Here is a 13,789-nt window from a genome sequence, read left to right as displayed (position 1 = left end):
CGCCGCGGCCTCCTGCCATCCAATCACACCTTTACCCGAAAACTTGCTAAAATGGTCCGCAGACGGGCTCTTGACGCTTGGGGGAACCTTTTATGTCCGATACGTCACGACAACCTGATGATTTCGAGGCCGCCGCGCAGGGCAGCCCGGAACAGGTCGCAGAGTTTGAAGATCATCACCGGGGATTTGTGGGAACGGTTCAGCATTTCCTGCATGTGAACCCCTCGCTTGTTCCGCTGATCGTTCTTGTTGCCGCCATTGTCATCTTTGGCGTTTTGCTGGGGTCGAAGTTTTTCTCGCCCTTTGCGCTGACACTGATCCTGCAACAGGTGCAGATCGTCGGTATCGTCGCAGCAGCACAGAGCCTTGTGATCCTGACCGCAGGCATCGACCTGAGCGTGGGTGCGATCATGGTGATGTCGTCAGTGGTGATGGGGCAATTCACCTTTCGCTACGGCCTGCCGCCAACGGTCGCGATCATCTGCGGGCTGGCTGTCGGGACGGCCATTGGCGCGATCAACGGATATTTGGTCAGCCGGGTCAAATTGCCCCCGTTCATTGTAACGCTGGGCATGTGGCAGATCGTTCTGGCCGCCAACTTCCTGTATTCGCAAAACGAAACGATCCGCTCGCAAGACATCGAAACAAACGCCCCGATCCTGCAAGTGTTTGGCGCGAAATTTAACGTGGGCGGGGCCGTTTTCACGGTTGGCGTCATCTTCATGTTGGTGCTGATATTGGTGCTGGCTTACGCGTTGCGGCACACGGCCTGGGGGCGGCATGTCTATGCTGTGGGCGATGATCCCGAAGCCGCCGAACTGTCGGGTGTAAACGTGCACCGCACACTGATGTCGGTCTATATGCTGTCCGGTCTGATCTGCGCCTTTGCGGGCTGGGCCCTGATCGGTCGCATCGGATCGGTGTCACCGACTTCGGGGCAACTGGCCAATATCGAAAGCATTACGGCGGTTGTGATTGGCGGGATTTCTTTGTTCGGCGGGCGCGGCTCGATACTGGGCTCGCTGTTCGGAGCGCTTATTGTCGGGGTGTTCACACTGGGTCTGCGCCTGCTTGGGGCGGATGCGCAATGGACCTTCCTGCTGATCGGTATCCTCATCATTGCAGCGGTCGCGGTCGACCAATGGATCAGAAAGGTATCAGCCTGATGGAACCCATTCTCAAAGGACGCAACCTTGTCAAACGCTACGGCAAGGTCACCGCACTGGACCATTGTGACTTTGACCTGATGCCGGGCGAAATTCTGGCGGTGATCGGGGACAATGGCGCAGGCAAATCTACGCTGATCAAGACGGTTTCAGGCGCGGTCACGCCGGATGAAGGCGACGTCTGGCTGGATGGGCAGAAGGTGCAGTTCCATTCGCCCATCGACGCGCGGGAAGCCGGGATCGAGACCGTTTACCAGACCCTGGCCATGTCCCCTGCCCTGTCGATTGCCGATAACATGTTCATGGGGCGCGAGATCCGCCGGAGCGGCCCGTTAGGGTCATGGTTCCGAATGCTCGACCGTCCCGCGATGGAGAAATTCGCGCGCGACAAGCTGAGCGAATTGGGCCTTATGACCATCCAGAACATCAATCAGGCGGTTGAAACACTGTCCGGTGGTCAGCGTCAGGGCGTCGCTGTGGCGCGGGCGGCGGCCTTCGGGTCGAAGGTCATCATCCTTGACGAGCCCACAGCGGCGCTTGGCGTCAAGGAAAGCCGCCGGGTGCTGGAACTGATCCAGGACGTGAAATCGCGCGGCATTCCGATAATCCTGATCAGCCACAACATGCCCCATGTGTTCGAGGTCGCCGACCGTATTCACGTGCATCGTCTGGGCAAACGCTTGTGTGTGATCGACCCCAAGGACCACTCGATGTCCGACGCGGTGGCCTTTATGACCGGCGCGATGGACCCCCCCGGTGAAGGCAAGGCGGCGTGACGGCGGAAGGATCGACAGCCCCTGACCTCGCCCAGCAGATTGCCGAGGCGGTTCGGGCGCTGCCTGACCAGAAAACGCGGAACCTTGTGGCGATTGCAGGCCCTCCGGGCGCCGGGAAAACGACCATCGCGGCGTTGGCGCGGGACATGTTACAGCGGCAGGGGATCGCCACCGGCTTGGTCTCGATGGACGGGTTTCACTATGACAACGCCATCCTGATCAAGCGCGGTTTGCTGGAGCGCAAAGGCGCGCCGGAAACCTTCGACATCGCCGGGTTTCAGGCCATTCTGCACCGCCTGTTGACCGAAGATGAGGTCGCCGTTCCCGAATTTGACCGCGAGATTGACAAGGCCATCGCCGCGCGTGGACTGGTCGCGCCCGAGCAAAAGCTTGTTCTGGTCGAGGGCAATTACCTGCTGTTGGAAGAAGCTGGCTGGGCAAACCTTGCCCAGATATGGGCGCTCAGCGTCTTTCTGGATGTTGATCTGCCCACGCTAGAGGACAGGTTGACCGCGCGTTGGCTGGATCACGGCCTGCCCCCTGACGCGGCCCATGCCCGCGCACTGGCGAATGATATTCCGAACGCGAAACGGATTCTCTCCAACTCGCGGCCTGCGGATATAGTTCTGCGTTAGAGCCGGCTGACGTCAGTGTATCCCAGCCGTCAGTGTCCGCACCAACTGGCGTTGCACCAGCAACAAAATAACGGCGGGTGGCAACAGGGCCATCAACGCCAGCGCCATCCCCGCCGGATCCCCGATCCCGGCATAGACCATCCCGCTGACCAGCGTGCTATGGGTCAGGCTGGTCGTGGTGATGATGACCGGCCAGGCATATTGGTTCCAGCCGAACACGAACAGGATCGCAAACAGCGCGGCCATCATTGGCAGGGACAGGGGCAGGATCGTATCGAAGAAAAACCGCATCGGTCCGGCACCGTCCATTCTGGCGGCCTCCATCAGCTCAACCGGGATTTGCCGCAGGAACTGGTTCAGCACCAAAACGCCCAGCCCGCTGGCCGAAACGGGCAGGATCATCCCGGTGTAAGAGTTCAGAAGCCCCAGATCGCTGGTCACGGCGAAGGTGGGCAGCATCCGGCTTTCGATGGGAAAGAACATGGCCAGCAGGATCGCTGCAAAGATCAGGTTACTGTAACGCAGGCGAAAATAGACCAGCGCATAGGCGGCCAGCATTGACACAGAGCATTTCAGGGCTGCCACGCCAACAGCCAGAACCAGCGAGTTCCACATCATCGCCCCGGCACTGATGCTGTTGCTGCTGACCCCGTTTTCCCAAAGGTTCCGGAACAGTGGCCACAGATTGCCGACGCCGACACCGGCCACAAGTTGCCAGCCCAAAACGGCAATCGGCCCGGTCATGACGACCGCTCCGACAATCAGGATCACATGGTCCAGTATGTTGGTTTTGCGCAATTTTTGTCCAACGCGCCGTTTTGGGTTCCTTCAGCCTGACCGGGATAGGCAAACTGCGCGGTTCGGTCAACGCGCGGAATTGCCCGGGCAGAGTTGAATCACGGGCACTTTGTCTATATATAGACATTAAATCTGTTTTCGGACAATGAGGACGCCATGGAAATCGCAACCCTGCCGCAAGAGGCCAACGCCGCCCCGTTGCTTGTCCCGGTTGAAGCCGCAGATCGCGCGCGGCTCAGCGGGCCGGGGTTGCGCACGTTTCGCAATATCGCGCAAGGCTGGGGGCTGAGCGAGGCGCAGCGCATTGCAACACTGGGGCATCCCGGTCGATCGACCTATCACGCCTGGATCAGGAAGGCGGTTGATCGCAAGCCGATCTCGTTGCCCTTTGACACATTGGTGCGCATCTCGGCCATTCTGGGTATCCACAAGGCTCTGTCGATCCTGTTTCTGGATCAGGATCAGGCGGTGAAATGGCTGACCAGCCCGCATAAGGGCACGGTCTTTGCAGGGTCGTCCCCGTTGCATCTGATCGTGACAGGTGGGCAGGACGGCATGATGACCGTGCGCCGCTATCTGGATGCCTGGCGCGGTGGTGACATGGGTCAGGGCGCGCCCGAGGGCAGTTTCGAGCCGGTAACCGAAGACGACGTGGTCTTTTTGTGAGCTGGGATCTGACCGGGTACACCCGTGCCCGAGCCACATCTTCAACCTGCCGTATCATCCCGTCACGCTTCCCGCCTGTGTCCGCATTCGAAGATGTGGCCAGCGCCGACGATCTGGCAGACGTCTTTGAACTGGAAGGCTGGACCAATGACCGGCTGGTGGCCACGCGCTTGTCCCGGCTGGATCGGGCGCAATGGGTCTATGGCCGACCCAATGCCAGCATTGTCATGTCTTCGTTTCTGCACGGCTCGGTCACTGGGATGCGTTTCACCTCATCCCTGTTGGGCGCGTGGTATGCGGCCAGCGATCTCATGACCTCTGTGCTTGAAGTCGCCAATGGGCTGCGCAAGGAAATTTCACTCTCGGGTCTGACCCACAAACGCGAGGCCTATCGCGAATACGAGGCACGGCTGGTCGGCGATTTTGTCGATGTCTTTGGCAAACACCCCGAGTTTCATGACCCCGACGATACAAGCTATCCCGTTCCCCAACGCTTTGGCGAACATGTGCGACACGCGGGCCCTGGTTTGGGTCTGGTTGGCATTCGCTATGAAAGCGTTCGCAGGCCGGGACATGAAAACTGGGTCTGCTTTGACCCGCCATCGGTGCAAGATGTTGTTCAGGCCCGCCATTTCGAGATCGACATACGCCCGACGGGCAAAGTGACGGTCGAGGAATTGACGTAACCGCAGGGACATCAAAACCCTGCATTTCCCTGAAAAAGCCGATAACCCCGACGAAAATTCTGTTTACTGACCGCCACGTCCCGTGCACATTCGAGGCATGCCTTATTTCGAGCGAAAACCCTACGCCAGCATGCTTCGTGCAGTAGATCCGACCGCGCCGATGTTGGATCAAAACCCGATATCGGATTTGGCGCGCAGTGTTTTGGACGCTGAAACCGGTCAGAAACTGCCGCTGGACGGGCCATTTCAATGCCAGGAAACCTGCAGACCGGGCGGAACGGGAACAATTGTGCTGTCCGTTGCCGCACCGGCCGGGTTCGGTGCGGTCGAGATGCGGTTCGAGGCTGGTGATCTGACGAACGAAGAAGGTGCTGTGATCCCCGCCGACCGCCTGCGGGTCGAGCCTGCCACCCTAAAGCTGGGCGCGGGGGAAGTGGCCGATGTCAGCGTTATTCTGACGGTGCACGATCTGGTGGACCCCGGCCAGTATCATGGGCGGGTTCATTGTTTTGGCTCGGAACGCTCGGCCATCGTGGTAAAATTCGATATCGCCGCCCGTCAGACCTGACGCGCGACCAGATAATCCATGAACTGACCCAGAAAAGCCCGTGGGCCGCCCTGAGCCCCGGCAAACACGTTGTCAAACTCAGTGCGCGCTGACTGAAGCAGATCATCCGCCGCGCGCTGCGCGTACTCGACACAGCCGTAATGGTGCATCCGCGACAAAACCCAGTCGACATCATGGGTCGAGCGGTCTTGTCTGGGGTCGGACAGAAACCGGGACAGGCGGTCTTTTTCGCGCTGCTCGCCATTCAGGCTGAGCTGGCTCAGCATCAAGGTCCGTTTGCCCTCGTATATATCGCCGCCGATTTCCTTGCCGTATTTGTCTTGACTTCCGACAAGGTTCAGAACGTCATCCTGTATCTGAAATGCGGCCCCCAGAAAGAAGCCAAAGGCGTTGAAATCGTCCAGATTCAACCGGCCCGAGGCCACATCATCCGGTCGCGCGATCAACGCTCCAATCCGCAGCGGGTGGATAAAACTGTACCAACAGGTCTTTTTCAGACACATGGTCAGGTAATCCGCCGGGGTGACGTCCATCCGGTTGTCGCGAATCCACCCAAGCTCGATCGCCTGCCCTTCGATGGATTGCAGCAGAAGGTGATCGAACTCATCCAGCACGCGCGCCGATGTCTCGGGGCCCAGCGGGTCCAGATTGTCGCGCAACAGACGTAAAGCCAGCGCCTGCATGCCGTCGCCCGTATTGATCGCAAGCGGCACGCCGAGGCGTTTATGCATGCATTCCCGGCCGCGACGGAAATCGCTGACATCTTCAATGTCGTCATGGATCAGAAACGCGTTGTGCAGCAGTTCGATCACCGCTGCTGACACGATGGCATCTTCGGTTTTGCCGCCGAACGCCTCGCAGGTCGCCAGCAAAAGCGCCGGGCGCAGCCCCTTGCCGGACGTTTCGATATAGTCGCGGATTGGACCGTACAGATAATCTTTGGGCTCATGCGTCGGTAGCCGGTCCAACAACGCCTGCCGCGCCTGATCCCCGTAAGAGGTCAGTTGTTCCAGAAATCCCTGCGTTGCCGCCGGATCCAGATGCGCGGTGGATGCGCTCACAGGCTCAGCCCTTCTGCGTGATGATGACTTTGCGGCGCGAACCGCCCGCCGCGCCGGGGTTCGGCTTTGAATTCAGCGATGTGCCCATGATCCGGTCCACGCCGGGCACGGATGAGGGCTCGGCCCCGGTTCCGACAACATCCAGCGCGACCTCTTCGGCCTGCTCTGCACCCGGGATCGGGATGTCTACACCCGGCACGTAAGACGCCATCATGTCATACAAAGCGGGCGGAGGGCACACCATCCGCAGCGCATCCGCAATCGCGGGTTCTTCGACAAACCCGCCGGGCTTGGAATACTCGCTGGCAATTGGGCCGACAGCGGCCAACGGCCCTTCACCGCCGCCCGTCGTTCCCGTGGTGTCCTGCGCGGTGCGCAGCGATGCCTGAACCGCCTCGGAAAACCGATCATCCCAGGGCAGACCGGCCTGATACCGCGCGTAATCATAGGCCCGCAGGGGGCGCAGAATATCCGGTTCGTGCAGATCCCAGATTTTGCAAAGCTCGGCGTCGGAGTTGCTGCGCCTTAGGATGCCATTGACAGCGCGCCGCGCGGCTTCGTTCGCGCCTTCCATGGTGGCAAGGTCGGTGAAGGTACGTACATAATCCGACGCCAGAAAGAAATTCGGGATCAGAGTCGCCGCGTTGGGCCGCAAGCGCCACGTGTTGATGCGGTTGACCAGCAGCGGTTCGACATTGCTCATCCGCGAGGGGTGCTCGGGGTCGGCGACAATATCGGGATCGAGGAACCAATAGTGCATATCCTCGTCGCGCAGAACGGTTTGGCCGTCCACGTTGAGGCTGCGTTTCATCTGCGCCCAGACCTCATCCGCAATCTCTTCGCGGGTGCAGTTGCGTGCGGTCTTGCCGTTCAGGCCCGGCTTGTCCCATTCGGAGATATCGATAGACAGCAGGCCCTTGGTCTTGCCCTCGGCCCAGTTCTCGAAATTGATATCGGGCCAGAACTGCTTCTGCGACACGGCAGTCAGGGCCCATGGGCTGTCGATGAAGATCACGTGGCCATGGGTCAGTTCGACCTCTTTCGTCAGGTAATACTGGATGCCGTTCATCCACTGGACGTTCTCAGCCAACAGCTTCAACTTGGCCAGCGCCGGATCCAGAGCGGTCATCGACCGGGTTACAAGCGGCGCGATCCGTTCAATTGGCAGCGCGCTGATGAACCAGTCACCGGTGACCGTTTCCTCTTTCCCCGCCCGCTCGACGGTGGCGCTGACGATCCGTCCGTCGTGGCATTCGATGCCCGTGACTTTGGAGTCGAAGTGGTATTTCACACCCTTGCTCTCAAGATAGTTGAGCCAGGGCTGGATCCAGACCAGATTTGTCGGCCCGTTCAGCAATCGGTTGCAATGCGGTTCCGGTGTGGCAATGCCCAACTGCAACTGAATTGCGATATCGCCCACGGTCTTGGTGCTGGCCGTTGTGGCCTTGGCCGCCACCAAAGACCGTGTCAGGCCAATCGCCAGAAACTTCTGATAGGCTTCCGACCGTTCTTCGGCCCCGATGAAATCCCACCAGCCGGTGCGTTCATATTCATCCTCGCGCCGTTCCTTGCACGAGGTTGCAATGCGCCACATGCAACTGATGAAATGTTCGACATCCTCGAACCCGATCTCATCCCGGGGCGAGATCGTGAAGGCGAAGGTCTTGAGCGCATCCGCGACCTCTTTCAAGGACCGGGGAGAGCGTTCGGGAACGATAATGCCCGGCTTGTCGAACTGGCTGACCAGAACCTGCGTCGTTGGCATCAGGTTATCGAAACAGGTGCCCTTGTCGTAATAGGGCGTGCGGGCCATCGTGTCGGTGATATGGCGATAGAAGTTCGGGAAAAAGCGGAACCCGTGTTCGCCCGGCAACCAGGGACGTTTCACACCAGGCGGGAAGTCCGCGCCGTCCATATCGACCCATTGCTGAAGCGCCTCGATATGCTTGGCTTTCGATCCCCGGTCATCTTCGCTTTTCATCACGGGGATGCTGCGTGCCTTGCCGCCGGCGATCAGTTGTCGTTCGTAAACCTCAACTTCGAACCCGCGCTCGATCAGCTCATGCGCGGCACTCATCCCCGCCACGCCGCCGCCCAGTATGACCACCTTCTCAGGCATCGGATGTTCCTTTCGCGGAATAGACGTCAAAGCGCAAGGTGACGTCGGACAGGCTCGCCTGCCCGATCCCGATCCCCTGCACCCGGTTCAGCCACTTATAGTTGGGGTTCGACGTCAGATAACGTGAGGCAATGTGTACCGGGGCCGTGGCGGGCAACTGCCCCTTGCACAATGCGGCAAAGGCCGTCTGACCAAAGTCGCAAATTCCTGAGTCCTCGAACATGATTGGCGCGCCACCATCGTCCGGTTTGATCATCGCCCGGGCATTCAGACTGCCCACCCCGTCCGGTCGCACCTGCATCCAGTCGCCGCCCACCGGCTCAATCGTGCCATTCAGCTTCGGGCCGCAAACCGTGCCCCCTTCGCGGATGGCGAAATGCAGCCAAAGCCCATCCGGGGTCTCTCCGGTGGTGCGAAAATTTGCGTCAAACGGAACCACAAAACGCGCGATATGGTCCAGAGCCGGCGATACCGGGGCCGCATCTGCTGCCGGTTTTTGCGAAGGCTTGACCTGCTGATAGCCCGGATCAACTTCGCGACCCCGGCTTGTTAGAACGGGACGCCAGGACATCGGCTTGCCCGCCAAAGCAAGGGGCAAAGTGGCGGCGAATTGCTGCATTCCGGTCTTCGGATCACACCCAACAGGCCACCCCCGCACCGCGCGTTCCGGCCCGCCCGCTTCGGAAAACAGCAATCGCAGCGTGTCGTGCGACGATACAGCCGGTCCGGCCTCGACCAGAACCCGCTGAACCCCGCTGACGGTCTGGGTGACCGCCTCGGACCACCGCAGGGTAATCCCTTTGTCGGTGAACTCGCGCACGACCCCGTCCCCGATCAGAAGTGGATTTTGGTAACGGCCTTTTCTTCCTTGATCCTCAGACGGAATTTCTGCTGCACGCGGAAGACATGCTCACCCTCGGACGAGGTTTGCAGGTATTTGACCGCGATATCCGAAGGCACAACGATTTCAATCGGCGCCCCTTGCAGCGAGACCAGAACCGCTTCTTTTGCCGGAATGGCGCCCGAGCGCAGCAAAGGTCCATCAAGGAAGGGCAGAATGCTGTCGCGCGGCAGAACCATCGAGTTTGCCAGCGGAGTTGTCACCGCCTCGAACAGATCGTTACCCATTACACAGGCAAATGGACCCAGATGGCCTTCGGTTTCCAGTTTGTTGATCCCTTTCACGACCGCCTGGAACACTTCGGTACCTGTGGCGTTAGTCCCCGTTTTGGTTCCTTTGGTAGGGTTTTTTGCCCCGGCCTGCAAAAGCCCGTCATATTCGCCGCCGCCACTGACGGTAAATATGTTTGGCAGCTTCCCGGTCCCGGTTGAGGGTGGAGCCTGGTTTGCTGCAGGTTGCCCCTTGAACACAATCAAGTCTTCGACTCGGGCAACAACAGTGGCTGCACGCCGGAACATCAGCTGCGCTGCGGCAAGTTCCGGATCGGCAATCTGGGCACCCTTCAAAAACACGTTTACCGATACGGTTGTCAGGCGAGAGGTGTCATAATCATTCACCACAAGGCGATCGACCGCACCGCCCCCCGTGGAATCCACCTCTAGCGTGTTCAGCGGAACCGATTGCGTATCGGCTGGCAACGGCCCGTATAGGGGTAAAAAACTGGCAGCGACCCGAGATCGAAGCGCCTCATCATGAACAACCTGATTGACGGTGCTCCACTGCTCTTGACTCCATTCAAGTGCCTCGGTCATCAAAAATCCCTCCAGTTGGTACTGCTCAACTGATCTTGGCAGCTTTTTCAATATTCGTCGTATCGCTCAGCGTTTCCAACAAACGCCGGGCGCGATCTTCCAAAACAACGGCACCGGTTTCCTGGGCAAGCTGCAGTGCCGTCTTGGCCTCAGCTATCGCAGCGTCCCATTCACCACGGGCGGCAAAGGCCTTGGCCCGGACCCGATGATATTCGGGCTTGTTCAGCGTCTCACCCCGATCCCAACCGGGCTGGCACACATGCTCAAGCCGCTCCAGAGCCGGATCAATATTGCCCTGATCAATCTGTAATTCTGAAAGAACAATCTGATTCTGCGGAAAAGTAAAGTTCCCACCCGCATTCGAGACGAGATCCATGTACGTTTCCACCCGCTCGGCCCCGCCTGCGACGTCGCCCATACCGGCCTGCGCCAGACCCATATAGATGTCTTGCATCGCGTGCAGATACAGGAAGCCTTCCTCATCCGCGATCTTGCGCGCTTCTTTCATTGTCTTGTCCATCCGCTCCCATTCCCCGGCATAGGGCAGGAACATCGAACAGGCCCCCATGATGTAAACAAGGTTGGGCGCGTGTTTCAGCGATCTGCTGATTTCGATGGATTCCAGACGGGCGGCCTCGGCCTCTTCAAACTTGCCAAGTTGCCATAGCAGACAGCCCTTGATGGCCTGGAAAGAGGCCGCCGTAGACGATTGAGTGATGGGCAACATCGCCAGATCCATTTCCGGTGTCAGCAGATCCAGCCCATAGTCGACGTGATGCTGACATTCGGCAAATTCGCCCCGGAAATAATGCGTGAAGCTCAGGGCCCGCGACGCCAGAACCAGTGTGACCGGATCCTGCACTGCACCGGCCATTCCGGCCAGGGCCTGCCCCATCTCCATGGCGCGGTTCATCTGACCGCCGACGAAGAAATTGGTCCATCGGCAGAAAGTCGCCGCAAACAGCGTTTCGCCATCGCCAAGCGCCTGCGCAAGCTCCATCGCGCGGGCGGCGGTCTGGCCAACCTGATCTGATGACCAGCCATAGATTGCCATATAGGCCGGAAGCACATTCATCTGCACGCGCAGTTCCAGACCATCGCGATCCGGTGCGACGGGCAGCGTGTCGATGTTTCGAAGCGCCGCACGGAATGCCGAAATGGCAGGCAGATTGGCCAAACGCGACAGCGCCTGCTCGCCAGCTGTAATCCAGTGGGTGACGGCCACGTCATTCAACCCGCCCAGGTCGGCATGGTGCGCGACCGTGTCCGGGGCCGGAGTTCCGAAAGCCTCATGCCCGGCCAAAAGCGCCTCGGCGATTTGCAGGTGCAGCTTTTCGCGATCATCCAGCAGCAGCGAGTTATAGGCGGTATCCTGAACAAGCGCGTGGTTGAACGTATAGGTCGGCGATCCGGCATCGCTGGTGGCCAGAACCAGCCCTGCGGCCATCAGCTGAATCAACGCCCCGTCCACATCCGTGCCATCCGGCGCAACCGCGCGGATCATCGGAGCGGTAAAGCTGCGCCCGATGACCGACCCAAGCTGCGCAATCGGTTTGGCTTTTTCCATCCGGTCAAGACGCGACATGAGCGAGTCCTGCAAGGTCGCCGGAATGCTCAGCGTATCCAGAACCGCAGCGTCGATCGGTACGTCATGAGGCAGCTGATCCAGAACCGCCTTGGTCATTTCCTCGATATAAAGCGGCACGCCATCCGCCTTCTGGATGATCTGATGCACCAGAATAACCGGCAGGCTGCGCGGCTCTGCAACGCGGCGCACCAGTTCTGAAGCTTCCGATTTGCCCAAAGGTGTCAAATCGATGATCTCGGCCCGGCCTTCGAAATGCTCGGGCGGTTCATATTCCGGGCGATGCGACATCACGATCAGGATCGGCATTTGATCCAGTGCGCCAACCAGCGCGTCCAGCGCATCCAGTGTCGTTGCGTCTGCCCAGTGCACATCTTCCAGCACCAGCAACATCGCACCCTGCTTGTCGCAAACACTGCCGGCACATCGGATCAACAGGTCCAAAGACATCCGGGCCTTTTTCAACGGATCGGATTCGACCGGACCGTCTGCCGACAGACCGGCAAGATCCACCAGCAGCGGCAGATCGGCGTCAGTCAGGCGCGAGGCGTCCTGAACAAACTCGGCAATTGCCTGTTTCACCGCCTCTTCACCCGTGCCGTCATTGGACATGCCGCGAAGGTGCCCCTGCAGCGGATGCAGCGGCAAACTGGCCAGATGCGGAACGCATTGCAGGGTCAGCGGAACGGTATCCAGCGTCTCGGACAGGGACTTGATCAGCCGCGATTTGCCGATCCCCGCCGCACCACCAACCAACGCCAGCTTGCCCGAGCCGTCCTTTGCACTTTCCCACAGACCCGTGAGGGTCGACAGATCGCTTTGGCGCGAAACCAAAGTCACCGCAGATTGACCGGACCGCGCGTCAAACCGGCTGGGGGCGACTACTTCGGAGACGACCCGATAAACGGTGCGTTCGTGTTGAAAGCCCTTCAGCTCATGACTGCCGCGGGGTTCAAAATCAAACGCCCCTTTGGTCAACTGCCAGGTCTCGGATGCCACAATGGCCTCGCCCGGATTGGCCAGCCCTTGCAGGCGCGACGCAAGGTTTGCGGTTTCCCCAACCAGAAAATCCCCGGTGCCCAAGCTTTTGGACGACACGGTACCAACGACGACAAGACCGGTTGCAATGCCCGCCCGCAGATCCAGGTTTTCACCGTATTTGGTATCCAGATTCTGCACCGCCTCGATGGTTTCAAGAACCGCGCGTACTGCGCGTTCGGCATCATCCTCCATCGCTTTGGGATAGCCGAAATACATCATGATCCCGTCGCCCTGACGATACGCCAGGTGGCAGCCATGCCGTTTCATCGTTCCGATTGCGGTGTCCAGATACAGAGTCATGATCTGCATCAGCTCTTCCGGATCATAGCGTTGCGCCAATTGGGTCGAGCCAACCAGATCGCAGAACACCAGTGTCAGCTGGCGACGCTCGGCCACGCGGGACAGTTCGGGATTGTCCTCTACTTCCAGCCGCTTCAGCTCGATCTGGGCCTGCCGAAAACGCTTTCTCTGCCCGACTGTCAGGCCAAGATCGCGCAGCTCGGGATCTGTCAGATCGTCAAGAAGTTCATCCGAGATTTCTTCTTCGGCAAATCGGGATGCGTGTTCTTCCAACCCGGCCTTTTCAAGGACTGTGATCAGGCGGGCCGAATGGTCGACAACCTGAGTCATGGTTCCGTGCCTTTGCACATCTTAGTTTCCCCCTGTCACCCGTCCTAAACAACAGATTAACGGCAAAAACTTGCCGAATCTACACAATAGGATTGGCGCGGTTCTTAACTTGTTAGTTTCTGTTGCAAAAGAGTATCCGAATTACAGGGATTTACGGGGTTTCCAGCTACAATCTTCCGTTATTTAGGGGTTTAGACCAAAGCGCCTGACATATGTTCGGATCGCAATGTTCGTAGGCCTGCAACCATACCGCGAGCGGTGCTGAAAATCACTGATCCTTATGGAAGTTCTGCCGGTCATTCTGCGGAAAATCTGCACAAAAGCCCCCCGATCTCTGCGCGCATG

Annotated in this window: 12 protein-coding genes; 6 read left to right on the top strand and 6 right to left on the bottom strand. The window is 59.2% G+C overall.

What is annotated here, in order from left to right; genetic code table 11:
- Positions 1-92 precede the first annotated feature (92 nt).
- Genes ACR0E6_RS12860 through ACR0E6_RS12850 form a run of 3 tightly spaced genes read left to right on the top strand, consistent with a single transcriptional unit; the run spans position 93 to position 2,577 of the window.
- Positions 93-1,166 carry an ABC transporter permease gene (locus tag ACR0E6_RS12860; RefSeq protein WP_170622634.1) on the top strand — a complete coding sequence of 358 codons (1,074 nt, stop codon included), beginning with the start codon at positions 93-95 and terminating at the stop codon, positions 1,164-1,166.
- Positions 1,166-1,942 carry an ATP-binding cassette domain-containing protein gene (locus ACR0E6_RS12855; RefSeq protein WP_480584488.1) on the top strand — a complete coding sequence of 259 codons (777 nt, stop codon included), beginning with the start codon at positions 1,166-1,168 and terminating at the stop codon, positions 1,940-1,942. The genes ACR0E6_RS12860 and ACR0E6_RS12855 overlap by 1 nt, the downstream gene beginning before the upstream one ends.
- Positions 1,939-2,577, top strand: a complete 639-nt coding sequence (locus ACR0E6_RS12850; RefSeq protein ID WP_480584000.1) for a nucleoside/nucleotide kinase family protein — start codon at positions 1,939-1,941, stop codon at positions 2,575-2,577. The genes ACR0E6_RS12855 and ACR0E6_RS12850 overlap by 4 nt, the downstream gene beginning before the upstream one ends.
- Positions 2,578-2,589: 12 nt before the next feature.
- Here ACR0E6_RS12850 and ACR0E6_RS12845 read toward each other — a convergent pair whose 3' ends face one another.
- On the bottom strand, positions 2,590-3,375 hold the full coding sequence (locus tag ACR0E6_RS12845; RefSeq protein WP_480583997.1) for an ABC transporter permease subunit: 786 nt from the start codon (positions 3,373-3,375) through the stop codon (positions 2,590-2,592).
- 156 nt (positions 3,376-3,531) lie between these two features.
- Here ACR0E6_RS12845 and ACR0E6_RS12840 point away from each other — a divergent pair, with 156 nt between their 5' ends.
- The 3 genes from ACR0E6_RS12840 (at position 3,532) to ACR0E6_RS12830 (ending at position 5,295) form a co-directional block, all read left to right on the top strand.
- Positions 3,532-4,041, top strand: coding sequence for an antitoxin Xre/MbcA/ParS toxin-binding domain-containing protein (locus ACR0E6_RS12840; protein ID WP_480583994.1), 510 nt, complete (start codon positions 3,532-3,534; stop codon positions 4,039-4,041).
- Positions 4,038-4,727 (top strand): RES family NAD+ phosphorylase, encoded by a 690-nt coding sequence (locus tag ACR0E6_RS12835; RefSeq protein WP_480583991.1) that lies wholly within the window; start codon positions 4,038-4,040, stop codon positions 4,725-4,727. The genes ACR0E6_RS12840 and ACR0E6_RS12835 overlap by 4 nt, the downstream gene beginning before the upstream one ends.
- 130 nt (positions 4,728-4,857) lie before the next feature.
- Positions 4,858-5,295, top strand: coding sequence for a hypothetical protein (locus tag ACR0E6_RS12830; RefSeq protein WP_170622636.1), 438 nt, complete (start codon positions 4,858-4,860; stop codon positions 5,293-5,295).
- Here ACR0E6_RS12830 and ACR0E6_RS12825 read toward each other — a convergent pair.
- Genes ACR0E6_RS12825 through ACR0E6_RS12805 form a run of 5 tightly spaced genes read right to left on the bottom strand, consistent with a single transcriptional unit; the run spans position 5,286 to position 13,444 of the window.
- Positions 5,286-6,356 carry a polyprenyl synthetase family protein gene (locus ACR0E6_RS12825; protein ID WP_480583988.1) on the bottom strand — a complete coding sequence of 357 codons (1,071 nt, stop codon included), beginning with the start codon at positions 6,354-6,356 and terminating at the stop codon, positions 5,286-5,288. The genes ACR0E6_RS12830 and ACR0E6_RS12825 overlap by 10 nt on opposite strands.
- A gap of 4 nt (positions 6,357-6,360) precedes the next feature.
- On the bottom strand, positions 6,361-8,475 hold the full coding sequence (locus tag ACR0E6_RS12820) for a hydroxysqualene dehydroxylase (protein WP_480583985.1): 2,115 nt from the start codon (positions 8,473-8,475) through the stop codon (positions 6,361-6,363).
- Positions 8,468-9,295, bottom strand: a complete 828-nt coding sequence (locus ACR0E6_RS12815; protein ID WP_480583982.1) for a DUF3237 domain-containing protein — start codon at positions 9,293-9,295, stop codon at positions 8,468-8,470. Before ACR0E6_RS12815 ends, ACR0E6_RS12820 begins: the two co-directional genes overlap by 8 nt.
- 14 nt (positions 9,296-9,309) lie before the next feature.
- Positions 9,310-10,188 carry an encapsulin gene (locus ACR0E6_RS12810; protein ID WP_480583979.1) on the bottom strand — a complete coding sequence of 293 codons (879 nt, stop codon included), beginning with the start codon at positions 10,186-10,188 and terminating at the stop codon, positions 9,310-9,312.
- Positions 10,189-10,213: 25 nt separating this feature from the next.
- The gene (locus ACR0E6_RS12805) at positions 10,214-13,444 is read right to left on the bottom strand and encodes an adenylate/guanylate cyclase domain-containing protein (protein WP_480583976.1); all 3,231 of its coding nucleotides are present in this window, start codon (positions 13,442-13,444) and stop codon (positions 10,214-10,216) included.
- Positions 13,445-13,789 lie beyond the last annotated feature (345 nt).

It is taken from the genome of Ruegeria sp. AP12 (assembly GCF_056540025.1).
The sequence above is the reverse complement of the archived record's forward strand: the minus strand, read 5'-3'. Positions and strand labels throughout refer to the sequence as shown.

Coding starts and splice junctions, on each gene's coding strand:
- ACR0E6_RS12860 (WP_170622634.1), top strand. CDS start 93: ATGTCCGATACGTCACGACAACCTGATGATTTCGAGGCCGCCGCGCAG.
- ACR0E6_RS12855 (WP_480584488.1), top strand. CDS start 1,166: ATGGAACCCATTCTCAAAGGACGCAACCTTGTCAAACGCTACGGCAAG.
- ACR0E6_RS12840 (WP_480583994.1), top strand. CDS start 3,532: ATGGAAATCGCAACCCTGCCGCAAGAGGCCAACGCCGCCCCGTTGCTT.
- ACR0E6_RS12830 (WP_170622636.1), top strand. CDS start 4,858: ATGCTTCGTGCAGTAGATCCGACCGCGCCGATGTTGGATCAAAACCCG.
- ACR0E6_RS12820 (WP_480583985.1), bottom strand. CDS start 8,475: ATGCCTGAGAAGGTGGTCATACTGGGCGGCGGCGTGGCGGGGATGAGT.
- ACR0E6_RS12810 (WP_480583979.1), bottom strand. CDS start 10,188: ATGACCGAGGCACTTGAATGGAGTCAAGAGCAGTGGAGCACCGTCAAT.
- ACR0E6_RS12805 (WP_480583976.1), bottom strand. CDS start 13,444: ATGACTCAGGTTGTCGACCATTCGGCCCGCCTGATCACAGTCCTTGAA.